Source organism: Thalassotalea montiporae (assembly GCF_053485855.1).
Window position 1 is genome coordinate 366,449 of the sequence record NZ_JBQRUO010000002.1, and the last position, 24,564, is coordinate 391,012.

Sequence of the window (24,564 nt, forward strand, 5' to 3'; positions counted from 1 at the left end):
AGTCTTCCACTTTTTTACACTAAAGCCAAGCACAAAGCAAAAAGGGAGGATCTAAGATCCTCCCTTTTATCAGCACCTTATTCGACGCTTATTTTAATTTGACTCCAATGGTTTGGCTGCCAAAGCCTGAGCGCTTTTTTCAACATCTGATTTCGCGTTCTTGTTACGCTTAAACAAGCCACGGATATCTTCAATCACTAAATATAGCGCTGGTATCATTACCAAGGTGACAACAGTGGCAAACAATACGCCGAATGCTAATGAAACCGCCATTGGAATAACCATCTGTGCCTGCATACTCGTTTCTAGCATGATCGGAACTAGGCCAATAAAGGTGGTAAATGACGTTAACACAATCGCGCGGAAACGGCGGCAGCCAGAATGAATCACAGCATCTTTAAGCGCCATTCCTTGACGACGAGAATTGTTAACATAATCAACCATTACCAGTGAGTCATTAATCACTACACCCGCAGCTGCAATAATACCGAACATCGATAGCACATTTAGATCCATACCTAAGATCATATGCCCTGCCATCGCCCCAACAATACCAAACGGAATCACCGTCATAATCATTAATGGTTGCGAGTAACTTTTTAGCGGCACAGCCAGTAAGGTAAAAATCACCATCAGCGATAGAATAAAGTCGCGTAACTGTTTATTCGCACTTTCCATTTCTTCTTGAATACGACCAGACACTTGGCTTTGTACTTGCGGGTATTTGCGTAATAACTCTGGAATGTAGTTATCGCGAATATCTTTTGCCACCTCAAATGGTTCTACCTGCGCAGCATCAACACTGGCCCAAACATTAATCGTACGATTGCTATTTTCACGACGAATACTGGTAACACCATCAACAACAGAAATTGATGCTAGCTCCGACAGCGGCAGTTCTGCCCCATTTGGTGCTTGAATCATCACATCGTCAACATGCCCGACAGCATTTCGCTCTTCCAATGGGTAACGCACCATAACCTTGATTTCTTCACTGTCTCGTAAAATGCGTTGGGCTTCTAAGCCATAGAAACTGTAGCCAACTTGAGAAGCAATATCTGACAAGGTTAAGCCTAAGCTGTAGGCTAGCGGTTTAAGGGTGAACTGCACTTCCTTGGCGCTGGTTTGGCGACTGTCGTTCACATCACCGACCCCTTTAAGGCTATTTAACTTAGCTTTTAAGTCTTGTGCCGCAGCAAGCAGTTGATCATCATCTTGGCTTTCTAGTCTGAAGCTGATGTCGCCATCCTCGCGACCACCGCCAAACAAGTTATCATCAATCGAGAATTGCTTTACACCCGGTAAGTTAGGGATAGCTTCGCGCCAACGATCGGCTAACTCAAACGTGTTCATCGCGCGTTGTTCTGGTTCTACTAATTTCACCATAATTTGTGCACGTGTGCGGCTGCGCAAATCAACCTGCATATTGGCAATCATAGGTTTACCAAATTCTGCTTCAATATCTTGATCAACTTTTTTCAAGATATTCTCAACCGTCAGTACGGTATTTAAGGTCGCTTTTTCTGCCGCATCAGTATTCATTTCAATGCTGATACGAGGGAAATCATGTGGCACCTTAGGTTGACCAATAAAGCGCACCACACCACCACTGTATAAACCAGCACTGACCAGTAAGATGCTGATAAAGAACATGATCACACCGTAGCGATACTTCATTAGGGTCGTAATTGCTGGGCGATAGAAATGCTCAATGGTATGCTTCATGCCGTTGTCAACCGCACCACGTAATCTATGCAGCGGGTTGCGAGGGTTAGGCGGCTTAACTTTCATGCTAATTAAATGAGCAGGCAGTATCAGCTTAGATTCCACCAAAGAGAATAATAGACAGAAGATAACGACATAACCGATAGACTGACTCCAAGCCGAACCTGGGCCATCACCTAATACCAGCGGAACAAAGGCAGCAATTGTGGTTAACACGCCAAAAGTTGCAGGCATGGCAACGCGTTTAACGCCGCGAATTACGCTTTCTGGTGAGTGACCTTTGTCTTCAATTTCCGCATGAGCACTCTCGCCCATCACAATAGCGTCATCAACGACAATACCCAGCACTAAGATAAAGGCGAATAAACTCGTGATATTTATTGTCACGTTAATAAATTCGAGCGGCATGACCAGTAGTGTTCCCAAGAAACACACAGGTAAGCCCATCATCACCCAAAACGCCAAGCGGATGCGTAAGAACAGTGCCAACATCAAGAAAACAAGAATTGCACCGCTTTTCATGTTGTCTAACATCATGTCTAAGCGGCCTTCAAGGTAGTAGGTAAAATCTACCCAAGTTTCTAATTTAACGCCTTCAGGTAGCTCTTTTTGTTTGCGCTCAACAAAGTCACTCATCACCTTGGCAACATTAGTAATGCTTTGCTCACCCGCGGCGCCAACAAAGAAAGTTACCGAGTTTTTCCCATTAAACTTTGAGTATTGCAGACCTTCTTGGAAGCCGTCGTTAATGGTTGCGATATCCCCCAACAAGATTTTAGTACCATCGCCTAAGGTAATAACGGGAATTTGCTCGAATTGATGACCACGGTATGCCTGATTTTCAACGCGCAGGTTGATGTAACCATTTTCTGCACGAATTTGACCAGCCGACATATTACGAGAGTGATCGCGTACCGCTTGGGCAACATCGCGGAAGCTCAACCCGTATTCACGTAACCGATCTTTACTGACTTCAATTGAAATCTCATAGCCAAGGCCACTGTAAAATTCAGAAATATTAATCAGCGGCTGCTGCTGAATTTCATCGTGAATCTTCTTACCTAAGGCTTTCAATTCTTTATTGGTTAAATCGCCATACAAGCTAATGTACATTACCTCTTGGCGATATTTAATGCGCTCAACTACAGGGCGTTCCATACCGTCAGGAAATGAAGAAATAGAGTCAATTTGTGACTTCACTTCATCTAGTACCACTTGTGGGTCGTAGTCTTCATCAACACGGAAATAACCGCTAGAGCCATTTCGGTTTGAGTATGTGATGACGCGATCTAAGCCTTGAATGGTTTCTAAGGCTTCTTCGATTTTAATGGTAATGCCTTCCTCTACTTCCTGAGGCGCAGCACCTGGGTATGAGGCATTGAATTCAATCCAATTAATTTTGAATTGAGGAAACATTTGCTTGCTGATGGTACCAGCAGTTAGCAGGCCACCAATCAAGATAAAAGCCATCAATAAATTCGCTGCAACAGAGTTGCGCGCGAACCAAGCAATCAAGCCTTTATGTGTTTCGGCTATTTCGGCTGGGGTATATTTGCTCATCAGCTTATTCCCCTGCCGTTGCTACACTAGCTACCTGAGTTTCACTAGTACTTTCTTCAGGACTTTCTTGGCTATCGTCTTTCGGCTTGTCACTTTCTAATGCTAACGCCATGCCGTCAACTGGGTAATCCAGCGCAGAAACAATAATGCGGTCGCCATCAGTTAGGCCATCACCAATCACTAAACTGGCACCGTCTTGGCGAACAATATCAACATTCACGTAACGCAATTTTGAATCACTATCTAAAATCGCAATTCGATTATTCTCGACCAAATAGCGAGGCACCGTTGTCGCATTGGTCAGGGTTATGCCGTAAATATCAGCATTAACATAAGCACCAAAGCGCAGTGGCTTGTGCTCGCCTGACGACAGCGCGTAAGGGTCTTTCACCTCAGCAACTAAGTAACTCATGCGACTCGTATTATCCACTACGCCTTCGTTGCGAGCGATTTGCGCTTGCCACTGGGTTTCTTTACCAGCAAATGTGCCTTTTAACGTCACCGAAGCGGCATCACCTTCTGCGATCAAAAATTGCAATTGATTGTCGGCAACAGGTAAGCGTACCTCAGCGACCGCTGTGCCTAGCAATTTGCCAACTGAACTACCCGTGCCTACGTATGAGCCTAAACCAATTGAGCGCATTTCAATCATGGCATCATATGGCGCTCGAATTTCGGTACGCTCTAAATCACGCTTTGCTCTTAGCACGCGTGCTTCTGCCGCTTTAACATGTGCCAGCTCTTGTGCTAATTGCGGCTTACGCAAACTTAACTCAGTTGGCAAAGCGTCAGTAATTTTACGCCACTCACTTTCAGCAACTTTACCTTGTGCGCGCTCAGTTTCCAGCGAGGCATGAGAGGAAGCCAGATTAGCTTCAGCATCAATCAATGCAGCCTCGTAATCGCTTGGGTCAATGCGTGCTAATAGTTGGCCTTTTTCAACAAAACCACCACGGACAAACGCTGGCGATAACTCAACGATTTGACCATTAACTTGAGCGATAAGCTCGGTTTCGTATTTGGGTAAAACAACACCGTGAGATCCCACTTTCAGGTGCATTGAACCAACTGATACAGGCTCTATCGCGACGATTGGTGTGTTATCAATGGCTGGTTTTTCTTCTGGAGGTTTCTTCATACTCGACAATGCCATAAAGATTAAAATGCCACTGACCAAGATGATGATGGGTATGATTATTTGTTTTTTCCTTGTCACTGCTTTGCCCTCAATTTGCACGCAACTTCTTATGACTAAATGTAAATTTTATCGAACTTTTAATCATAAGCATGGTTAAAGTTGTAAACGGTTATTACAAAATACGCGCCAAGGCTTATTAACATTGCAAATAGCACAGGAAAAATTTTTTTATGCTTGCATTACAATAAGATAAATTAAAAATAAAGCCAGAGGTGAGCACTCAGTCGAAATAAGCAATACAATATAGCACCCCATTCAATTAGCTATTCTAGTCAACAATTAACTAAAAACTTAGTTATTTAGGCATAATCACTAACTCAAATAATCCTTAATACCGTAATTTCGCTTTACTGGTCATATGCACTTGTTTCAGCTCTCTATTGGATAATTGGGGCAGGCTTGTCTTGGTTACTAGACGCGCTAATATAGCGAGACCTATATTTCGATTTAGTTTAGCCATATTCAGGCATGTTTTGAGTCGTACTATGATGCTTAATAAAATCCAGCAATTTTTTAATGATGTTTTTCAGGAACAAGCAGTTGAAGAAGATAAACTTAATCTAGATATCGCTTGTGCCGTACTGCTAGTTGAAGTCATGAAAGCAGATGGCTTAATGGATGACAATGAGCAGCAACACATTAAGCAGATACTTGCAGGGCACTTCTCACTGACTGACAATGAAGTGAGTGATATCGTCACCCAGGCCATAGAGTTAAGCGAGAATGCAACAGACTTTCACCGCTTTACTTCAGTGTTAAACCAACATTACTCGCCCTCACAAAAAGTCACTATGGTTGAAACCTTGTGGCAACTAGCGCTTGCTGACGGTGAGCTTGCTGCGATTGAACAGCATGTGATTCGAAAAATTGCTGATTTACTGCATTTACGCCACAGTGAATATACGCAGGCTAAGCTGCAAGCTCTCGCGAAATAAGGGAAAGGTAAATTGGCTTTGCACTAAAACTCCAACGAAGTGCTGAGCTTACCGACTTTTTATTTTGCTTTGCAGCTAATGCTCACCTTCACTGATTTTGTTTTAAATTTTTTATAAATTTGTGACATTTTCGGCGACTTTCTCACGTTAGACTGAAGTTAACATTTATCTACTCAGTGGTCGTAGCGTGGCGAAACAAAGGATTTCATGTTATCTCGGGTTTGCACTAGCGATAGCCTCTCATCACAGTCTAGCGATAGACTGGGACATCATTTCATTACGAACCACCCTTTCTCGCCCCGATACGAGCCAGAGCCTGATTTACCGTTCGACCGACGGCGTAGAGCAAAAAGCGCTTTTCCATCTCTCGCCTACGAATAACGAACGCATAGGCTTTTTCCTCGACATTAATGATATTGAAATTGGCTATGCCGTTGACGCGAGAAAAGACGATATCGAAACCGACACGCAGAATATTCTGATTTCCTATAGAAAGCTTAAAAACACTCGAATAGTACTGAATTACCAAACACTTGAAGGCTTGCAAACTAGGGTCGAGAACCTCATAGGACCAGGCCAACAAAGTGATTTTTTTACGCAAACCAAATCAACCAAAATAGAGCTGTTCGGCCAACACAACCTTTACACTTTTGGTGGTAAAACGTCCGCATTTGAGCATTTCTTCCTTAATCGCCCTAAACTTAGTTCCCATTTTGACTGGTCGTTAAGCATTAATGGCGGCTGGTCTATTAAGCGGCTATCACTTGAATCAAACAGCTCCCTCATCTTTGATACAGATTTTGTCAATGTCGATGACCGCCCAAAAACCGAGCTCGATTCCATTTCTTATAGCGGCGATATTGGTCCATTTTTGTCGGTACAAGCGCCTAACAATATTCATTTTTTCGCCGAATACAAATTTGGCAAAGGAACGATTAAAAACCTCAGTAATGTAGACAATTTGAAAGAATCGGGCGACGAAAAAGCACGTGCTTATGGTGCTGGTCTTTCATGGACATCACAAAACGAAAAGTTTTTAGTATTGCTGCGCGCTTGGAAGCAAGAAGGCCGTCATATTCAAACATCGTTTGGCGACCTGTCTGTCGTCTACTTTTTCTAGCTTACGTATAGGTTTAGCCCGCTAAGAACGCTACTTTGGAGGAGTCAATTTATAAAAAGCTTTAATGGTTTTTTCAACCGGTTTGTTTTGAGGTGTGAAGCGATTGTTATTGATGCCACCTGATTTAGCATGATCTGGGAACCACTTCCAAAGGAACCCTCCTAGGAACCAGCTTTCACCCCAAAAGCGGCTAAAAATGGCGCGATACGCATTTTCCTGCGCGATACTGTTAAATGTTGAGTTTACCGCTTGGTTCCAAGGCTCTTTTCCTGTGTAGTCAATATTTCGATAGCCAAATTCAGTAAAAATAATTTTCTTTTGTTGAGAGTAACTGAATTTTTTAATGGCGCTGTAATGGCTAGACCAACCCGCATAAAAAGCGTCATGGCTAGGTGTTTTTGCTGTTGCTACCGGAAAATAGGCATCAATACCAATGTAATCGAGCTTATCCCAAAAAGAGACATTATTATAATTGTCCCAGTTAGCCGCGTAGGTTATTTTACCTGAGTATATTGTTCTAACTTTGTCGGACAATTCACGCCAAAAATCAGGGCGTAATATCACCGACTTTTTTAATTCGACGCCAATGGCAAAAATACCAACATTCAATTCTTCAGCAACTTTGGCAAATTCAAAAATATAATTTGTGTAACTATTTTCGAAAATTAGCCATTGTCCTTCAGTCGAAAACGATAAATCACCTATCCATTGATTCCGCATCCATACATGTGGTTTTAACATCACTTTCAACTGTTGCTGGTGCGCAAGCCTGATGGTCTGTTTTATGCCTGCTACGGTTTCTCCTTTCCATTGAAAATTGCTGTTATATAGCACCTCGGCACTATTGGGGCGAATGAAGCCAAATGGCATTACTGTGATCCAGTTGACATTAATATCTTTTACCGGATTTAAATCACTGCTGTTAAGCGTTTGGTTTGTGGCAACAAAACTGACGCCATTGATTTTTTCTACGCCATTTAAGTTTTGTGCCCAATTCAACAAAGGTGTAAATAGGAAAACACTGAAGATGATAGAAATAAAAGGTCTCATAATAAAAAAGTGATGTTATCTAATGGGTTAGCCACCTTAAATTGACCTGTTAAGAGGTATTTTCCTGACAAAATTAAAATATATAACGAGAAGTTCGAATGTTAACAGGCTCACAGGGATCAAATATAAAGATCGAATATAAAGGTGCAGCATGTCGCTACGGCTGCTTACTTTACATAAGCTCTGTCCCTCAAAAATCATCACGCTCTACATACTTGCTCATTATAAAGCTAGTGGTATTTAGTCGTATTTACACCCGAGCTTAGGTAAAATAGCGCGTTTTTCATTTTTGAGGCTAAAACTGTGGCTGACATCGGCAAATTCAATCAACTCAAGGTTATCGCGCATACCGCCAATGGCGTTTATTTAAATGGTGGTGACTTAGGCGAAATCTTGCTACCTAATCGCTATGTGCCAGAAACCTGTGAGTTAGACGATGTACTCGATGTATTTGTTTACACAGATTCTCTCGATCGACTTGTCGCGACCACAGATAAACCTTATGTCGAAGCCGGTGGCTTTGCCTCTCTCAACGTTAAGCAAGTTAACAAGCTTGGGGCTTTTCTTGATTGGGGGTTACCAAAAGACTTATTGGTACCTCACAATCTAATGCACAAAAAAATGGAGCTAGGTAAACGTTACTTAGTGCACGTATTTGTTGATACTCGCACCGAGCGTTTAGTGGCTTCATCTAAATTGGATAAGTACTTAGATATTTGGCCTGCTGACTACAAAGAAGGTCAAGCGGTTGAGCTTGTTATCGCAGGCCGCACTGACTTAGGCACGAAAGCCATTATCAATAACAAACACTGGGGATTAATTTTCACCAGTGAAATCCATCAAAAGCTGCATACTGGGCAAACTGTTCAAGGTTATATCAAGCGCGTGCGTGAAGATGGCCGTATCGATTTAACCCTTGCCCGCGCTGGCAAAGGTAAAGTGATCGATTTCACCGATAAGTTATTGGCTTATCTAAAAGATAATAATGGTTATTGTGCCTTACATGACAAATCATCACCGGCTGAAATTAGCCGTGAGTTTGGCGTCAGTAAAAAAGCATTTAAAGCGACCGTGGGTCACTTACTTAAGCAAAACAAAATTATCATTGGCGATGATGGAATTCGCTTAAAGTAAGCTATTATTGCTGCCAAGTGACTTCAGAATAAAACAGTTCAGAATGAAGCAGCTTAAGCTTAGAGTGAAAAAATAAAGCAGCTAATTTAGCTGCTTTATTGTTTTTTAGGCTAAGTCTCGGCTAACCCCGCTAAAACATTTAGGCTGGGGGCAAAAAAGGCAACACCAGTCTGTGCTTCTGTGTATTTAAGCATATGGTCAAAGTGCCCTTCGCCATCCCCTTGGATCATACTTTTCAACATCAAGGTAAAAGGCTCTGGTGAATGGCAGTACGACGTAAAGAATAAGCCTTGTACCTTCATATCACCGTAAGGCATGCTTTGGCGCAGTATTTCAATACTCTTACCATCAGCATCTTTTAGGTTAGTTCGCTTGGTATGCGCTGTTAGTGGTTTGTCTGCTGAAGCATATTCAACATTGTCGAGCTTAGTGCGACCAAATACGTCTTCCTGCGCTTTTTCTTTGAGCATATTCCACAGTTTCATATTGTGGCGATAACGCTGAATATGCAGATAACTACCGCCTGCAAATTCTGGGTCGGCTTCTTCTTTGACCAGTGCGACTTCACGGCGGTGCAAGCCTTGCGGGTTTTCGGTGCCATCAACAAAGCCGGTGAGATCTCGACCATCTAGGTAACGAAATGCGCGCGTTTGTTCAATTAGCTCAACTTTGTCTTCAAGCAGTTCTACAACTTTACTGCTGACAATGTGATTAACATCAGCACGGTCGCTGCGAATTTCAATATAAATATCGCCAGAAGTCGCCGGCGCAATACGATCATCCGATTGCAGCGTTGGAAATGGTGCTAATAGCTTAGGGCGCCCTTGCGGCACTAATTCATCCCAGTAGTTGGCACCGATAGCAACCACTCCATTGAGGTTGGCTTCTGAAAATCGATCCGCGTAATGGTCCAACATGGCGGGAATACGTGACAATGCTTGGCGAATAAACGCATTGCTGTCATCCATCGCATTAAAAATAAGATAAGTGCCATGTAAATTAGGTTCAGCACAAATACCAAATTGCTCTCTTGCCATAATCCGCTTTCTACTTCCGTTCAATCGTATTGATTAATTCTACACAAAAATGAGTGAAATAAACTATTTAGTGTTGATTCAGCGTTTACATCATAAAAAAAGCAGCCCTAAGGCTGCTTCTTGATATTAGGTTAATTAAACCTTGATTAGTTGCGAGTAAACTCTGGGTAAGCTTCTAAGCCACAATCAGACTTATCAACACCTTCGTACTCTTCTTCTTCGCTTACGCGGATACCCATAGTGACTTTCAACGCAAACCATACGATGAAGCTAGTCACGAATACCCAACCGAAGATAGTCGCTGCACCGATTAACTGACCAGAGAAAGTAGCACCTGTGTTAGTTAATGGCACAATAAGTAGACCGAATAAACCAACAACACCGTGTACTGAGATAGCACCTACTGGATCATCAATGCGTAACTTGTCTAAACCGATAATTGAGAATACTACGATGATACCACCAGCAGCACCGAATAAGGTTGCTAATAATGGCGTTGGCGTAGAAGGCTCAGCAGTAATTGCTACTAGACCTGCTAATGCACCGTTCAATGCCATGGTCAAATCTGCTTTCTTGAATAAGATTTTAGCCAAGATTAACGCTGCTACTGCACCGCCCGCTGCTGCTGCGTTAGTGTTAAGGAAAACCATAGCAACTGAATGTGCGTTACCGATATCACCTAATTTAAGTACTGAACCGCCGTTGAAGCCGAACCAACCCATCCATAAGATGAAAGTACCTAATGTCGCAAGTGGTAAGTTAGCACCTGGAATTGCGTTAACTTTACCGTCAGCAGTGTATTTACCTTTACGTGCACCTAGTAGTAATACACCAGCAAGTGCTGCTGCTGCGCCAGCCATGTGAACGATACCTGAACCTGCGAAGTCAGAGAAACCTAAGTCACCAAGTGTGTACAAACCAAATACTGCGTTACCACCCCAAGTCCAGCTACCTTCCATTGGGTAGATGAAGCCAGTAAGTACAACAGCAAATGCTAGGAAAGCCCAAAGCTTCATACGCTCTGCAACCGCGCCAGAAACAATCGACATTGCTGTTGCCACGAATACTACTTGGAAGAAGAAGTCAGATGCTGTTGAGTAAATAGCACCGCCAGTGAAGCCGTCATCACGCGCTGCAAAATCTTTTAATACAGCATCGGCATCAATAGCTTCGATACCTGATAAAAATGCACCTGCTGAACCGTACATAATGTTGTAACCAATCACTAAGTACATGATGCAAGAAATAGAATATAAGGCTACGTTCTTTGTTAAGATTTCAGTCGTGTTCTTCGAACGAACTAAGCCCGCTTCTAACATTGAGAAACCAGCTGCCATCCACATAACCAATGCACCACAAACTAAGAAATAGAATGTGTCCATTGCATATTGAAGGTGAAAAATATTTTGTTCCATGATTATCCCCTACAGTGCTGCTACGTCATTTTCGCCTGTACGGATACGCACAGCTTGCTCTAAGTTGTAAACGAAGATCTTACCGTCACCAATTTTGCCGGTGTAAGCGGCTTTAGTGATGGCTTCAACAAGACGTTCAACAACATCATCGTTTACAGCAATTTCTAATTTTACTTTTGGTAAGAAGTCGACTTGGTATTCGGCACCACGATATAGTTCTGTGTGTCCTTTTTGGCGACCAAAACCTTTAACTTCACTGACGGTTAAACCTTCGACACCGATCTCCGAGATAGCTTCTCGAACATCATCGAGCTTAAACGGCTTAATGATTGCGTTAACTAACTTCATTATTGTTATTCCCCTATCGTTTTTTGTAAAAATGTAACAATCCTTGTGCCAAACAATTTATTTACATAAAAAACAATCAGTTAACCATTTTAAAGTGATAACTCGAATTGTTGGTGCACTATAGTGGTGCGCCCCAAGCAAGGCAATGACCTGAAAGCGTGCACAAAGATTGAACAGCACTACTTTGGTACATTTTCGAACGTAAACGACATTGGTATTCACCAATGAGTTTGATAAATTGGTGGAAGCTATACCAATTGGTATAAGCAAACTTATCTATAACAAGTGATTACTACTCATACTGATGTAAGCATACTTATGAAAGCACATATCAAAAAAATGACACACCATGATAATTTCATGTACCTCACGTTTGCTTTAACCTTGTTACTGCTAAGTACGGCTATTGCCCAACAGTTTTTTGATGATTCAATTCAGCGGTTTGTGCAGTCAACAACCGTCGTGACCTTATTGCTGGCGGTTTGGGGGGTTAAAAGTGAGCATGTATTACTGACAAAAGCGGCAATATTTCCCAGTGCTATCATCCTCACGTCAATGATTGGCAACTATACCAACGCCTTTGGGATTGAGTTTACCCATCTGATCTTAATGCTGTTTTTCTTTATTTTTACTGCTTTTCAAACCTTAAAGCAGGTCATTTTTTCGGGAAAAATCGATGGTAATAAAATACTAGGCTCTATTTGCTTGTACTTGCTGCTTGGCTTGATCTGGGCGCTACTGTATACCTTGGCGCAACTGTATTTTGGCAATGCCTTTAGTGGTTTAGGCGAGAGCCAAGCTTGGTATATTCTGTTTCCTGATTTTATCTATTTTTCATTTGTCACCCTAACGACTTTAGGGTTTGGTGATATTAGCCCAACGTTACCATTAACCAGATTTCTAGTGTATTTTCAGGCAATTTCAGGACAATTTTACTTAGCGATTATTATCGCTAGCTTAGTAGGGGCAAGAATGTCGAGTATGACGCAGGAAGGCGATCAGCATAACCGCTAAGTTTATAGCTACATTTTAGCTAAACGTACAGCTAGACTGTGTAGCACTATCCGCACAGCTATAACAGCGACGAATAGAGCGGCTGATAGAAAGGCTAATAAATCATTAACGAGCTAGGCTTAAGTACCGACAGTACCGCAAGACGTTCTAAATCACAGTAGTTTACTGCTGCTCTAACCAACTCTTTATCCACAGTAAACGCTTCTAACTGCTCTTTAGCGATAAATTTATCAAGCGACTCTTTAGGGAAATGGCTGTTATGCCACATCAAGCGCTTGGCTAGATAGAGTAGTTTGGTTTCATCACTAGCATGGCTTAAATCGTCATTATCTTGCTCACGCACTGGCTCGATAAGCGAATAAGGTAACTGCCAAATTTTCAGCAACTCTGCGGTACACTCACCAAAGGTAAAGCCCAAGGTTTGCTGTTGCAGTTGCCATGGCATACTTTCAGCGCTATCAGGCTGGCAGGCTGCTAGTTGCTCAGGCATAAATTGTTTAACCACCAACTCGCCAAGGTTATGCAGTAAACCAAGAATAAACAAACGTTCAGCATTGGGCACTCTAAGTGACTCACCTAAGTATTTAATCAACAAGGCGCAATCAACCGAGCACTCCCAGTAATTTTCTAAATACTTAGCATCTGCATCAATCTTTTTGAACGCGTCAGTGGTGAAATAGGCAATGACCAAGTTATAGACTTCAGTAATACCAAGCACAAGCACGGCTTTAGAGATGGTGTCTATTTTGCCGGGATAGTTAAAGAAAGAGCTGTTGGCAAGTTTGAGTACAGTCGCAGAAAGTGCAGGGTCAATTAAAATGACTTCTGCAATATCGTCAATTGTTGATGTTTCGTCGTCAATTAATTCTTTAATGCGTAGAAACGAGTCAGATAAGACAAAAATTTCATTCGCTTTTTCCGCGTATTCGACAGCTTTCATGTAGTGCATTCCCAAACTTTGTCATCGTGAGTGATACCCAGCTAGGCGAGCCGAAAAATCCCTATTGTTCAAGCAAATACCAACGCTTGAGCTACTTGCTTGAATCCTCAGGTATTTTGTTGAAAGTATAGTATTTTTAAACAAAAAATAAACGATTAAAGCGTAATTAATTGTAGCCCGAGCGGTAATACTCCCATCATGCTCGCCTTTAATTAGAGCCACCAATAGTGCTTAGATGGTTAGCCTATTCGGCATATTGCGCACTGATGTGGTACGAGCCAAATTTACGAATATTGATCACACCAGAGTCAAAAATCAGGTACTGGCCCTTAATGCCTAATAAGGTACCGGAAACTATTGGTTGTTTGTCAAAGTTAAACGAACTAATTTTCGTCAAGTATTGCGCTACCGGAAAATGAAGGTCAACAACTGGTTCATCAAGTTGCTCAACAGCATCAACGCCGAACTTCAAGCGAATATCATCTAAGCGCTCACTGATTTGAGGAATAAGTTCAGCCGCTTTTTCTTTTAAATCCATGTCGTCGGCATTGCCTTTGAGCATTGCTCGCCAGTTGGTTTTATCCGCAATAAATTCCGCCAATGCGGTTTCCACTAGGCCTGATTGCAAACGTGTACTCACTTTAAAAATAGGTAACGCTTGCGTCGCCCCTTGATCAATCCAGCGGGTCGGAATTTGTGTATGGCGAGTAATGCCAACTTTTAAACCAGAGGTGTTAGCAAGGTAAACATAATGCGGGATCATGCAATGTGCTTCCCCCCACTCAGGCTCGCGACAAGTGCCTTGCTCAAAGTGGCAGGTCTCAGGCTTCATAATACACATATCGCACTGCGCTAGCTTTTGCATACACGGGTAACAAAAGCCTTGTGAGTAACTTTTTTTCGTTTTGCGATCACAGTGGCAACAGCGAATTTCTTGATGATAAATCAGTGTGAGTTCTTTACCAATGAGTGGGTTTAATTCAATTTTTTGCTCACCGATGGGTAGTTGATAGCTAATTTGACCGTCAGCGCTAAGCTGTGCCGTCATTTTCCGCAGCGCGCCGATCTCTGTAGTTATTGTCATATTGCCCTCTTAAAGAATGACCTTTTTTCGTTGTTGTTTAACTTGCTTACGATTATTTTTACTTTCCAAGCGTTTTCTAACCGAAGCTTTCGTTGGTTTAGTGGCACGGCGTACTTTCTGCACTTTATTGGCCTGCTGTATTATCACCACCAGTTTTTCAATGGCGACTTGCTTATTGAACTCTTGACTGCGCGACCCTTGCGATTTGATCACAATCCGACCATCACTGGTAATGCGATGATCGGATTGCTTCAGCAAATTCTCTTTTGTTTTTTCCGGCAAGCGAGAAGCGCGTATATCAAAGCGCAAATGAATCGCCGTTGCGACTTTGTTGACATGTTGCCCGCCAGCACCTTGCGCTCTTATCGCACTAAAACTGATATCATCTAGCAACAGATGACAAAATCGGTCAACTTGAATACTATTTTGCAACTTAACTCCATTTGCACTCTAAGTGCTTAAGTAATGAGAGGAAATAATAATGTCACAGCCGTGGTATGTGTATTTGCTGCGATGTGCAGACAACAGTTTGTATTGTGGCGTTACCACAGATCTTAACAGGCGTATTATTGAGCACAATCAATCGCCAACCCGTGGCGCTAAGTATACACGGGTACGCCGACCAGTTGAACTTGTCTATAGCGAAACTCACGCCAGTAAATCCCTTGCCTGCCAGCGCGAATACGCCATTAAACAACTGAGCAAAAGTAAGAAGGAAGCTCTAGTCAAAGATCAGCAGAAAAACAACCCCATTTAGCCTACACATGTACGCTAAGCCCTTATTTTTACTGGTCTGCTTTGTTATTGTCGCTTAGCTTTATCCGTGTTAGCTTGATAGAATGCGCGCCGTTAAAGAGTGTTAAATGGTCAATTTATGTTCGTAAATCAGTATTATAATCAATCACAAGAAAGCATATCTTTTACTCGTCAGCAGGCGAGTGATTTTGCCAAGCAAATTGCTGACGACTTTAATCCACTACACGATATTGATGCCAAGCGCTTTTGCGTTCCTGGTGACTTATTGTTTGCGGTAACCCTGGCCAAAGCTGGCCTCGCAACGCAGATGCGCTTTAACTTTTCAGGTATGGTGACCGATGGTATTGAGTTGATGATGCCAACCAAGTTGGTGGCCAGTAGTGAAGTCACTGATGCCAACGGCAAACAGTATTTAACCATTGAAACAAATGGTGAAACCACTGAAAACCCAGCACTGATTGAAGCCTTGATTCGCGCCTATGTTGGTTTTTCAGGACACACTTTCCCACATATATTGTGTGATTTAATGTCGAAAAATGACGTAATGATCAACCCTGCTCGCCCAATGATCATGTACGAAAGCATGAGTATCGAAATGCTAGACTTGAGCGCAACAGACGTTAGATTAGAACTAGCCTCATCAACTTTGTCCATTGAAGGTAAACGCGGCAATGCCGTACTCGCTTTTAATCTGTTTAATGGCGACACCTTAATTGGCACTGGTGAAAAACACATGGTACTGAGCGGTTTACGCCCATACTGCGCTGACACCATTAATCAAATTAGTGAAGATTATTTAACGATGAAAGCTAACTATCATCAAGCGGCATAACCATCACTCAAATAACGAACTCATCCTCTATCGTCATTAAATCATTAATTTGAGCGGCGTTTAAGGCGTACAACGAGATTATCCATTTGCTCGGCGCCTTTTCGCATCAATCGTTGGCATTTCTTCAGCCATTGCTTCGCCCACGGATACTCTAGGCTTAACAACGCCAGACCTGCTGGTAAAAACAAAATGGCAGGCCCCGGCACAATGACAAACATCACGCCAATAAAAACTAATAAGCCACCAATGACAGTGATCATTGTCTTTTTCGCTGTGTGCTTCATTTAAGTTCCTTATTTTCATTTCCTAACCAAAGCCCTATTCAAATCCTTATTCAAAGCCAAGCTAAGGTTAAAGTGGTCGTTAAAATAGTAAACAAAGCAAAATTGAAACCATCATAAAAAATCAATTTTTTCAGACACTTAAAACAAAGCCATTACTAACGATTGGTTATATTCGCCAATTGTCGTTATTTCAATTTACCTTGTTGGCATTTTCGCCACTTTTTAAAAGCCTTAAGTTCTTGCTCTTTGAGTTTATTGCTGCGTTTAACACTATTGGGCTGGCGTTGCTTAGATTGAATATTATCAAGTTTGGTTTTGTATTTAGCGCATTTGCTTCGTTTACTCGGCTGCGCCTCGACTAATGAACTGTGCATAACTAGCACGCATAAGCTAACTATTGTGACTAATTTGATCATCTCGACTTTCCTTGTCGTTATTGAGTGTTACTTTTATTGGTAAGATTGCATTTTGGCAAATGCTCTTGCCTTGGGCTCAGCATAACTATAGTAAAAAATTGAAAATATTGAATTTTATTCTAGGTTAAAGGTTGGAGATAAAATAACGCCAAGGAGGCATTATGCTCATCAGCACGAAGGCAAGGCTGCCGTTCGCCATTATTAGTTTTTACATCTTGAGTCTTTTCTGTACTCAATCCATCGCCAGTAAAAATCCGCTTAACTTGCAGCTCGCAAGCCATTATCAGCAAAACTCCAATATTCAAGATTATTGGGTCAGTGAAAAGCTCGATGGCGTCCGCGGTTATTGGGATGGCCAACACCTTTTTACCCGAGGAGGTCATCAAATAAACGTGCCCCACTTTTTTACACAAGATTGGCCGAACTTAGTAATGGAAGGTGAGCTCTGGATTGAGCGACAAGCATTCGAGCAAGTTGCAAGCGTTGTCCAAAAACAACAAGCAACAGATGCTGAATGGCAAGGCGTAAAGTTTATGGTTTTTGATTTACCTGAGCATTCTGGCACTTTTACCGAACGCATTAATCAAATGCGCTTTCTTGTCGTAAATGCCAATAGCCCACACTTACAAATGATTGAACAATATCGACTAACCGACAACGCGCAGTTAACCGCTTGGCTCGAACAAGCCATAGCCGTTGGTGGAGAGGGGCTAATGCTGCATAAAGGCTCAGCCCGCTACCAAGCTGGACGCACCGCTCACATCATGAAACTGAAGCCGTTATTTGATGACGAGGCAGAGGTTATTGCCCATTTACCAGGTAAAGGAAAATATGCTAATGAACTGGGCGCAATCAAGGTAAAAACACCGCAAGGGGTGACTTTTAAAATAGGCAGCGGTTTTTCTGATCTCGAACGCAAGAACCCGCCTCCCATTGGCAGTATTGTCACTTATCAATACAGTGGTAAAACAGCCAAAGGTGTGCCAAGATTCGCTAGTTTTCTACGTATAAAGTCTTCATTCTGAATAGGCGTTTAACATGCCGACAAAGTCAGTAGGAAGTTAGATTAAGGTATCACAATGGAATTACATTTATGGCTATCGCTCGTCGCTATTTGCATTATGGGCGCCCTTTCTCCTGGGCCTAGTCTAGCTTTAGTGGTAAAAAATACCATGGCTGGGGGTGCACCAGCAGGTTATGCCAGTGCCATTAGCCACGGTATAGGCGTGGCACTTTACGCCGCTATTACAACCACAGGTATTGGCATTATCTTAGTAAAATCGCCAACCCTGTTTAGTATTATTCAATATGGCGGCGCGGCGTTTTTACTTTATCTAGGAATTAATGCCCTGCTGAGTAAGAAGCAGCAACTAGACCTATCAGATTCAGATGAAAGTACAGCTAAAACAAGCGTTAATGGCTGGCGCGATGGCTTTTTAATTGCTTTTTTAAACCCCAAGTTAGCCATCTTTTTTCTCGCCTTATTTAGCCAATTTGTCGATGAAAACGCCACTATGACGCAAAAAGTGATCATGACAGCCACAGTCGGTGGCATTGATGCTCTTTGGTATTGTTTAATCACCTATTTGCTATCGCGCGGCCCTGTAATCAATAAATTGAAAGCTAACAGTCATATTATTGATCGTATTACCGGCAGCTTTTTAGTCTTGTTAGCAGCACGAGTTGTGATTAACTAGCGACTATTAACTTAAGTATTCAAAGCATCAAAGTTGATAACGAAACAACATCACTTTAAGCCCCTTTCCTTGATGCGCCTCCTTAAACACGGCTGGCGGCGCGATCTTATCGACAAAGTGCAGCGCTGGGCACTCTTGTTTAACTGTTTCTAATAAGAATTCGTCATCTAAATCAGGGCTGTTTAAACATAGCATGACATCAGCGTTTGGGCTGGCAAACTGTGGAATACGACGAATAATTTTGCCGTAGTCTCGCTCAATATTAACACTGCCTTTTTGGAATGATGGCGGGTCAACAATGATCATCTGATATGGACCAAACTTCTTTAATCGTCCGAATGATTTGAAGATATCAACCGCTTGAAAGAGGATATTGTCAGTCGCCTGCTCATTAAGTCGATGATTATCGCGGCCACGCGCCAGCGATGGCTTACTCATATCAATATTCACTACCTGTTTCGCGCCACCTTGACTCGCCGCAACAGAGAAAGCACAGGTGTATGAAAACAGGTTTAATACATTCTTGCCATTGGCATTCGCTTGCACCCAATCACGACCGTTTTTCATATCTAAAAACAAGCCGTGATTTTGTGCTCGGCCAAATTCGATATGATATTTGAGGCCCGACTCTAGTGCATGGAGCTGTCGAATATCATCACCCACTAAGCACTCTATGGGCGCCATTTGCTGCCAGCGGTGCTGAACCAATACCGACTGACATGCTCCTATTTTCTCATTTAAGCTGCGTGCAAGTGCTAGCAAGCTTTCATGCTCAACCTCGCGATAAAAGGTCACTAAAACGACAGGGGCAAACCAATCCACACAAATATGCTCAAGCCCCTCATAGGCATGGCCACGACCGTGGAAAAGTCGCTGCGTATTTGCGTCATCTGGTAGCTGGATATGGTCAATTAGAGTAGAAATAGAAGCGTTCATAGGAACTTTAGCCAAAGTTTTGAGGTTATCTGGGTGACAGATAATAAAAAGCCGCATCATACACAGGATGCGGCTTTTTCGCTATATGTGAGGTTAGGCTATTGGCTTTGACCTTTACTCAATCAGGCTAGCCGAAAATATTATAGCCAAAGAATTTTACCGCCACGGTATTTAAGAAAATACCCAGTAAAATAACCGGAATAAAAGTCCCTAAAGAAAAGTTAATGTACTTTTCCGCAAACGAGCCTTGGTAGTTATCGTTACCGACAGCAAGCTCTTCTGATAAACGATGCTTCTTCCAGCGGTAGCTAACAAACACACAAAGCAATAAACCGTTTAATGGCAAAATAGTGTCGTAGAAGACATCGTAAACCACATCAAAGAAAGAGCGAGTGCCACCTGCATAGCTGGTAAATTCAGTGAAAAAGCCAACCATACCAAAAGAAACAGTGGCGAAAAGCGTTAATACACCAGCGGTCATCATCAAAATAAACAAGGCTTTTTTACGGGTGTGATTTTTCTCAGTCACTAAGTAAGAAACCGGCACTTCAATAATCGACACCAGCGAGGTGATTGCTGCAAAGAACACCAACATAAAGAAAAATACCGCAATGCCGCTTGCCGCAACGTAGCCAATAGAGCCCTGCAGCGCTAAAAAGATTTTTGGCAAGAAGGTGAAAATTAGCGAAACTGAGCTATCACTTAACTCTTGCGGATTGACTTGTGGGTTAAATGAAAACACCGCAGGTAGAATCATTAAGCCCGCAGTAAAGGCAACCGCAGTATCTGTGATCGCAACCAGTTTTGCCGAACCGACAATATCCGCTTTTTTGCTAATATAAGAGCCATAGGTAATTAGAATCCCCATACCTAGCGACAGCGAGAAAAATGCTTGAGACAAAGCACCGTTGACCACTGACGGGGTAATTTTGCTAAAGTCAGGAATGACAAAGAACGCCACACCAGCAAAGGCATTGTCGCGAGTAAGCACGAAAACAACCATCAATACCAGCATGATAAACAAGGTCGGCATTAAGGTTTTCGCAGCTTTTTCGATCCCATTTTTCACGCCAGCCACCAGAATGAAATTAATAATGGCTGCAACTATCACCATAGCACCAAAAATATAAGGGCTATTGATAAACTCACCAAATGCTTGTGGCGTTGCTAAGTAATCTAATCCGCCGCCAAGCGTAATGGCAATATAACCAAATATCCATACCGTGATAACCATGTAGAATACGGCGATCATAAATGGCGTTAACACGCCGAGTAAGCCGGCTAAATTCCAACCAGTACCACCATTATTTAATGCTTTATAGGCACCGACAGGTTCTTTTTGTGTTTTGCGCCCCATGGCCATTTCAGCCACCATGACAGGTAAACACACTAAGAGTACAAATAGTGCATATACCAATAAGAAGGCGCCGCCGCCATTTTTCGCGGCATTAACCGGAAAGCCAACTAGGTTACCAATACCAACAGCAGAGCCAGCCGCCGCTAGTATGAACCCTAGTTTGGAACTAAATTGTTCTCTATTCGCGCTCATATGTTTCCTTTATTTATAGTTATTGTTATCTAAGTTTCAGGTAGCTCTCAAAAAGAACTCAACAAAGGTGTAAGGTTTGCCTTACTTCCTAACCACGACCTAGATAAGCGCTGATAATGTTATACCAATTGAAATAACTACTTAATCATTAAGCGAGAATTAAAAGGCTTAGAGGCAAGGCATTGATTGCAGAGAATGGTTATTCCCCTTTTTTTGCATGGAAAGCAAAATCAATAACGCCGCATATGAGCCTTTTAAACTCGCCCTTTGGGAGCGTGTCAGCGTCGCGATAACTGCACCAAATTGATGAGATGTAGAATAACTATATCAACAAAAATTTGGCTTGTTCTCCCACCGCTGACAGCGCTCTGAATTGATCAATTAATTAATTCAATTGGTATTAATCGCCAGATGCTATCAAGGTTTGCATAACTTGTCTGCTCTTACCTCGCACCAGCAGCAATAATTTTTAGTTAGTGCTTGCTAACCGCTGAATTTATACGCAGCTTGATGGATTGATAAACCTAACTCGCTGGCTTATCAAAAAACTTCGCTCCCATAATGCCTAAAACATTGTCAGCTTCGTCATGGGCAAACTCGGCTGCTGAAATTAACTCTTCAAACGTAATACCAAGCGACTGACATAAACCTTGGTCGACAATATCGTCGTAGGTAAACAGTTCAGGGTGACTGTCCACTAACGCCAAGCGCGACGCCAAATACATGACCTTCACATCTTTATTAATTTGGATATCTAATGCCTGATTAAAGTGACGGATCGGCAAAATAATCTTCTCAGGTATTTGCCACAGCTTTAATAACTCAGCGGAAACATCCGTATAGGTGAAATCAAGTGCCTGATACTGTCGTTGCCAAGGTAAGTCATTTTGGTTGTATTGCTCGCAGTGTTGCGCAATTTCAGGGGACACTTTCGCAACAATAAGCTCGCCAAAGTTTTGCAGTAAACCGGCCACAAACAAGCGTTCAATATCTCGAATACCAGCACTGATCGCTAAATTTTTAGCGGCTAAGCCACAATAAACACTCATTCGCCAAAAACGTTTTAAGTCAATCGCTTGGTTGGCAAAGTGTTTAAATGCAGAGCTGGCAACATCCACTAACATCATATTGTAAATGGATTGCGTGCCAATAATGGTGATCGCACGGGAAATAGTGCTTATTTCACCGGGAAAACTATAAACCGCACTATTGGCAATTTTGAGCAAACGTGAGGTCATCGACGGGTCAATACTTATGACGTTAGCAAAATCCTTTGCTGTGGAATTCTCATCTTCCATCAAAGTTTTCACTTTGAAGCAAGCATCGGGCAAAGCAAATGAGCCATTGGCTTGATTCGCATAATCGATAGCTTGCAGTTTTACAGCCTCATCTTTTAGTTGCTTAGTCATCAGACAAATATTTCCTGAGTAGGTATTTTCACAGGTTATGCTTAATACCAATTGAAATAAATACTTAATCATTCAGCGAGAATTAAAAGGCTCAGAGGCAAGGCATTGATTGCGGAGAATGGCTATTCCCTTGTCAAAATCAATAACACAGTATATGAGCCTTTTAAACTCGCCCTTCGGGAGCTTGTCAGCACTGCGATAATTACGCCAAATTTACTGGATGTAGAATAACTATATCGGCATAAATTTGGCTTATTCTCCCACCGCTGACAACGCTCTGAATTGATCAATTAATTAATTCAATTGGTATAACATTACGTTAACGTTAGCTCGCCATATTTTCAACTACAGGTCCACAATCCTTGTGCACCTGTCTGTATTTCTATCGAATGGAAAGCTTAATGCTAAAAAGTTTTACTGGGCAAAAGTATTACCGAAGAAATCACCATCATGCCATTTAGGGCGCTCTGCCTGATTCGCAATTTCTATACCTATCATCATGTTGACTTCTGCAAATGAAGCTGCAGCGTCGTAACGGATCGGTAGTTCTATTTCGTCACTGTGATTGTGGTAGTGCGTGGAAAGGAATTCCATAAACATTTTGCCACCATCAATTTCTGGATCTTTCGACTTAAAGCCTGTCATTAAAAATACTGACGGAATGCCCGCTTTGACAAAGCTGTAGTGATCACTTCGGGTAAACAAGGCTTGCTCCGGCAATGGATCTGGGCTTAGCGAGACATTCACTTTGCCTGCCGCCGATTCAACAATGCCACCTAGCGTCGAGTGCGTTGAACCAAAAGCAATGACATCCGCAAACGGATATAAAATCAATGGCATGTCCAGATTAACGTTGGCCACCATTTGCATGGCTGGCACGGTTGGATTGTTAGCGAAATAGCTAGAGCCTAATAAGCCTTTTTCTTCACCTGTGACTACCACAAATAAAATAGAACGTTGTGGTTTAGTGTCCATGCTGGCAATCATGCGCGCTGTTTCTAATAAAATCGACACACCTGAGGCGTTGTCTAATGCGCCATTATTGATGGTGTCTTGTTCTTCACTGTCTTGACCTTCATCACCATGACCACTGTGCGCTCGTACGCCAATATGGTCTAGGTGGGCACTAAAAACCACGTATTCATTTTTAAGCGCAGGGTCGCTACCTTCAATCGCCGCAACCACATTCGGGCTAGTAATTTCTGCCTGAGTACTTTGCTTAGTTAACGTGACACCTGCATTCAACGCAAAACCTTTTACCGGCTGGTTTTCGCTATCGGCAGCAAAGATCTGCTCAAGTGACATCTCGGCACCTTCAAATAATGGTAGAGCCGCATCACGGTCAATATACGCTGAACCTTTTAGCTCTGGGTACTTGCCAAAAGGTTGGCTGTTTTTATCTAACCAACTGTAGCTTGGCGTTGCCGCATATTTGGCAGAAACGGAAAACTTACGCACTTTTTCACGTTTTGGTGTGTGAATGGTAACGATACCGACTGCCCCACGCTCAGCAGCATGACGAGCTTTTTCGCGAGATGAGCCAATATGTGCCCCTTCTTCCGATGGCAATGATTCAGGACGGCCAGTGAGCATCACCACCACTTTACCTTTCACATCAAGGCCAGCGTAGTCATCTAAACCAAACGCTTTGTCCACCACTCCATAACCAACAAATACCGTATCAGCGGTAATTGCAGAGTCAGTGGTAAGTGCTGAGCCCGAAGTTAAAAACTGCTCTTTGAAAGCAACCGCATGCTCGCCAGACGGCGCATTGATGGTCATGGTCGCGCTGCTATCAACAAGTTGCGCTTTACGGAAGGTCACTTGTTGCTCAAAGCCACCATGTTCGCCCATAGGGGTTAAACCGTACTGCTTAAAGTATGAGGTTACGTAATTTGCCGCAATTTGGTAGCCATTGCTGCCGGTATCACGCCCCTCAAGGGTATCGTCAGCCAAAAACGCGATATGTGCTTTGATATTGTTTTCATTAACTTGCGGGTAGCTAGGTTGAGCAGCTTCAGGTGCTGTGTTGTCAGTCGCTTGATTACATGCCGACAAGCCAATGGTCGCTAACCCTGCAACGATAATGGGGGCTGCGAGCTTTTTAGAAAAGTGCTTCATAAAG

At 42.5% G+C, this 24,564-nt stretch carries 22 protein-coding genes; 8 read left to right on the plus strand and 14 right to left on the minus strand.

Features of this window, described 5'->3' with window-relative positions:
• Nucleotides 1–93 precede the first annotated feature (93 nt).
• A complete protein-coding gene (locus ACSLUR_RS08185) occupies nt 94–3,285 on the minus strand; it encodes an efflux RND transporter permease subunit (RefSeq protein WP_448553505.1) in 3,192 nt (1,063 codons plus the stop codon).
• 4 nt (nt 3,286–3,289) lie between these two features.
• Nucleotides 3,290–4,501: an efflux RND transporter periplasmic adaptor subunit gene (locus ACSLUR_RS08190; protein ID WP_448553506.1), complete on the minus strand. Its 1,212-nt coding sequence runs from the start codon at nt 4,499–4,501 to the stop codon at nt 3,290–3,292.
• 467 nt (nt 4,502–4,968) lie between these two features.
• On the opposite strand from ACSLUR_RS08190, the gene ACSLUR_RS08195 reads away from it, so the two are divergent.
• A complete protein-coding gene (locus ACSLUR_RS08195) occupies nt 4,969–5,418 on the plus strand; it encodes a tellurite resistance TerB family protein (RefSeq protein WP_448553508.1) in 450 nt (149 codons plus the stop codon).
• 187 nt (nt 5,419–5,605) lie between these two features.
• The gene (locus ACSLUR_RS08200) at nt 5,606–6,538 is read left to right on the plus strand and encodes a hypothetical protein (RefSeq protein ID WP_448553510.1); all 933 of its coding nucleotides are present in this window, start codon (nt 5,606–5,608) and stop codon (nt 6,536–6,538) included.
• 30 nt (nt 6,539–6,568) lie between these two features.
• On the opposite strand, the gene ACSLUR_RS08205 is transcribed toward ACSLUR_RS08200, so the two are convergent.
• Entirely contained in the window at nt 6,569–7,588 is a 1,020-nt protein-coding gene (locus ACSLUR_RS08205) for a glycoside hydrolase family 113 (protein WP_448553512.1), read from the minus strand.
• Between the two features lie 303 nt (nt 7,589–7,891).
• Between ACSLUR_RS08205 and ACSLUR_RS08210 the strand changes: the two genes are divergently transcribed.
• A complete protein-coding gene (locus tag ACSLUR_RS08210) occupies nt 7,892–8,722 on the plus strand; it encodes a CvfB family protein (RefSeq protein ID WP_448553514.1) in 831 nt (276 codons plus the stop codon).
• A gap of 110 nt (nt 8,723–8,832) precedes the next feature.
• Here ACSLUR_RS08210 and ACSLUR_RS08215 read toward each other — a convergent pair whose 3' ends face one another.
• From ACSLUR_RS08215 to glnK, 3 genes are all read right to left on the minus strand, one after another.
• On the minus strand, nt 8,833–9,759 hold the full coding sequence (locus ACSLUR_RS08215; RefSeq protein WP_448553516.1) for a Dyp-type peroxidase: 927 nt from the start codon (nt 9,757–9,759) through the stop codon (nt 8,833–8,835).
• 146 nt (nt 9,760–9,905) lie between these two features.
• On the minus strand, nt 9,906–11,174 hold the full coding sequence (gene amtB, locus ACSLUR_RS08220) for an ammonium transporter AmtB (protein ID WP_116001761.1): 1,269 nt from the start codon (nt 11,172–11,174) through the stop codon (nt 9,906–9,908).
• 9 nt (nt 11,175–11,183) lie between these two features.
• Entirely contained in the window at nt 11,184–11,522 is a 339-nt protein-coding gene (glnK, locus tag ACSLUR_RS08225) for a P-II family nitrogen regulator (protein WP_116001763.1), read from the minus strand.
• Nucleotides 11,523–11,840: 318 nt separating this feature from the next.
• On the opposite strand from glnK, the gene ACSLUR_RS08230 reads away from it, so the two are divergent.
• Nucleotides 11,841–12,536: a potassium channel family protein gene (locus ACSLUR_RS08230; RefSeq protein ID WP_245961511.1), complete on the plus strand. Its 696-nt coding sequence runs from the start codon at nt 11,841–11,843 to the stop codon at nt 12,534–12,536.
• Between the two features lie 94 nt (nt 12,537–12,630).
• On the opposite strand, the gene ACSLUR_RS08235 is transcribed toward ACSLUR_RS08230, so the two are convergent.
• The 3 genes from ACSLUR_RS08235 to arfB form a co-directional block, all read right to left on the minus strand.
• Nucleotides 12,631–13,476 carry an HDOD domain-containing protein gene (locus tag ACSLUR_RS08235; RefSeq protein WP_448553520.1) on the minus strand — a complete coding sequence of 282 codons (846 nt, stop codon included), beginning with the start codon at nt 13,474–13,476 and terminating at the stop codon, nt 12,631–12,633.
• 244 nt (nt 13,477–13,720) lie between these two features.
• Nucleotides 13,721–14,560 carry a DUF2797 domain-containing protein gene (locus tag ACSLUR_RS08240; RefSeq protein ID WP_448553522.1) on the minus strand — a complete coding sequence of 280 codons (840 nt, stop codon included), beginning with the start codon at nt 14,558–14,560 and terminating at the stop codon, nt 13,721–13,723.
• A gap of 9 nt (nt 14,561–14,569) precedes the next feature.
• Nucleotides 14,570–14,992, minus strand: a complete 423-nt coding sequence (arfB, locus tag ACSLUR_RS08245; RefSeq protein ID WP_448553524.1) for an alternative ribosome rescue aminoacyl-tRNA hydrolase ArfB — start codon at nt 14,990–14,992, stop codon at nt 14,570–14,572.
• A 49-nt stretch (nt 14,993–15,041) separates the two neighbouring features.
• On the opposite strand from arfB, the gene ACSLUR_RS08250 reads away from it, so the two are divergent.
• Both ACSLUR_RS08250 and ACSLUR_RS08255 read left to right on the plus strand, forming a co-directional pair.
• Nucleotides 15,042–15,317, plus strand: coding sequence for a GIY-YIG nuclease family protein (locus ACSLUR_RS08250; RefSeq protein ID WP_448553526.1), 276 nt, complete (start codon nt 15,042–15,044; stop codon nt 15,315–15,317).
• Nucleotides 15,318–15,434: 117 nt separating this feature from the next.
• A complete protein-coding gene (locus ACSLUR_RS08255) occupies nt 15,435–16,148 on the plus strand; it encodes a DUF3581 family protein (protein ID WP_448553528.1) in 714 nt (237 codons plus the stop codon).
• A 44-nt stretch (nt 16,149–16,192) separates the two neighbouring features.
• On the opposite strand, the gene ACSLUR_RS08260 is transcribed toward ACSLUR_RS08255, so the two are convergent.
• Nucleotides 16,193–16,432, minus strand: a complete 240-nt coding sequence (locus ACSLUR_RS08260; RefSeq protein ID WP_116016724.1) for a PGPGW domain-containing protein — start codon at nt 16,430–16,432, stop codon at nt 16,193–16,195.
• Nucleotides 16,433–17,009: 577 nt separating this feature from the next.
• Between ACSLUR_RS08260 and ACSLUR_RS08265 the strand changes: the two genes are divergently transcribed.
• Nucleotides 17,010–17,873 carry a DNA ligase gene (locus ACSLUR_RS08265; RefSeq protein ID WP_448553530.1) on the plus strand — a complete coding sequence of 288 codons (864 nt, stop codon included), beginning with the start codon at nt 17,010–17,012 and terminating at the stop codon, nt 17,871–17,873.
• 54 nt (nt 17,874–17,927) lie between these two features.
• Nucleotides 17,928–18,545: a LysE family translocator gene (locus ACSLUR_RS08270; protein WP_448553532.1), complete on the plus strand. Its 618-nt coding sequence runs from the start codon at nt 17,928–17,930 to the stop codon at nt 18,543–18,545.
• Nucleotides 18,546–18,572: 27 nt separating this feature from the next.
• Here the strand turns inward: ACSLUR_RS08270 and ACSLUR_RS08275 are convergent, their stop codons facing one another.
• From ACSLUR_RS08275 to ACSLUR_RS08290, 4 genes are all read right to left on the minus strand, one after another.
• A complete protein-coding gene (locus tag ACSLUR_RS08275; protein WP_448553534.1) occupies nt 18,573–19,481 on the minus strand; it encodes a class I SAM-dependent methyltransferase in 909 nt (302 codons plus the stop codon).
• 127 nt (nt 19,482–19,608) lie between these two features.
• The gene (locus tag ACSLUR_RS08280; RefSeq protein ID WP_448553536.1) at nt 19,609–21,030 is read right to left on the minus strand and encodes a sodium-dependent transporter; all 1,422 of its coding nucleotides are present in this window, start codon (nt 21,028–21,030) and stop codon (nt 19,609–19,611) included.
• Nucleotides 21,031–21,554: 524 nt separating this feature from the next.
• Nucleotides 21,555–22,439 (minus strand): HDOD domain-containing protein, encoded by an 885-nt coding sequence (locus tag ACSLUR_RS08285; protein ID WP_448553538.1) that lies wholly within the window; start codon nt 22,437–22,439, stop codon nt 21,555–21,557.
• Between the two features lie 414 nt (nt 22,440–22,853).
• Entirely contained in the window at nt 22,854–24,560 is a 1,707-nt protein-coding gene (locus ACSLUR_RS08290) for a M28 family metallopeptidase (RefSeq protein WP_448553540.1), read from the minus strand.
• Nucleotides 24,561–24,564: the final 4 nt, after the last annotated feature.

Coding starts and splice junctions, on each gene's coding strand:
- ACSLUR_RS08270 (WP_448553532.1), top strand. CDS start 17,928: ATGGAATTACATTTATGGCTATCGCTCGTCGCTATTTGCATTATGGGC.
- glnK (WP_116001763.1), bottom strand. CDS start 11,522: ATGAAGTTAGTTAACGCAATCATTAAGCCGTTTAAGCTCGATGATGTT.
- ACSLUR_RS08265 (WP_448553530.1), top strand. CDS start 17,010: ATGCTCATCAGCACGAAGGCAAGGCTGCCGTTCGCCATTATTAGTTTT.
- amtB (WP_116001761.1), bottom strand. CDS start 11,174: ATGGAACAAAATATTTTTCACCTTCAATATGCAATGGACACATTCTAT.
- ACSLUR_RS08250 (WP_448553526.1), top strand. CDS start 15,042: ATGTCACAGCCGTGGTATGTGTATTTGCTGCGATGTGCAGACAACAGT.
- ACSLUR_RS08260 (WP_116016724.1), bottom strand. CDS start 16,432: ATGAAGCACACAGCGAAAAAGACAATGATCACTGTCATTGGTGGCTTA.
- ACSLUR_RS08280 (WP_448553536.1), bottom strand. CDS start 21,030: ATGAGCGCGAATAGAGAACAATTTAGTTCCAAACTAGGGTTCATACTA.
- ACSLUR_RS08285 (WP_448553538.1), bottom strand. CDS start 22,439: ATGACTAAGCAACTAAAAGATGAGGCTGTAAAACTGCAAGCTATCGAT.
- ACSLUR_RS08215 (WP_448553516.1), bottom strand. CDS start 9,759: ATGGCAAGAGAGCAATTTGGTATTTGTGCTGAACCTAATTTACATGGC.
- ACSLUR_RS08290 (WP_448553540.1), bottom strand. CDS start 24,560: ATGAAGCACTTTTCTAAAAAGCTCGCAGCCCCCATTATCGTTGCAGGG.
- ACSLUR_RS08240 (WP_448553522.1), bottom strand. CDS start 14,560: ATGACAATAACTACAGAGATCGGCGCGCTGCGGAAAATGACGGCACAG.
- ACSLUR_RS08235 (WP_448553520.1), bottom strand. CDS start 13,476: ATGAAAGCTGTCGAATACGCGGAAAAAGCGAATGAAATTTTTGTCTTA.
- ACSLUR_RS08205 (WP_448553512.1), bottom strand. CDS start 7,588: ATGAGACCTTTTATTTCTATCATCTTCAGTGTTTTCCTATTTACACCT.
- ACSLUR_RS08230 (WP_245961511.1), top strand. CDS start 11,841: ATGAAAGCACATATCAAAAAAATGACACACCATGATAATTTCATGTAC.
- ACSLUR_RS08275 (WP_448553534.1), bottom strand. CDS start 19,481: ATGAACGCTTCTATTTCTACTCTAATTGACCATATCCAGCTACCAGAT.
- ACSLUR_RS08185 (WP_448553505.1), bottom strand. CDS start 3,285: ATGAGCAAATATACCCCAGCCGAAATAGCCGAAACACATAAAGGCTTG.
- ACSLUR_RS08255 (WP_448553528.1), top strand. CDS start 15,435: ATGTTCGTAAATCAGTATTATAATCAATCACAAGAAAGCATATCTTTT.
- ACSLUR_RS08195 (WP_448553508.1), top strand. CDS start 4,969: ATGATGCTTAATAAAATCCAGCAATTTTTTAATGATGTTTTTCAGGAA.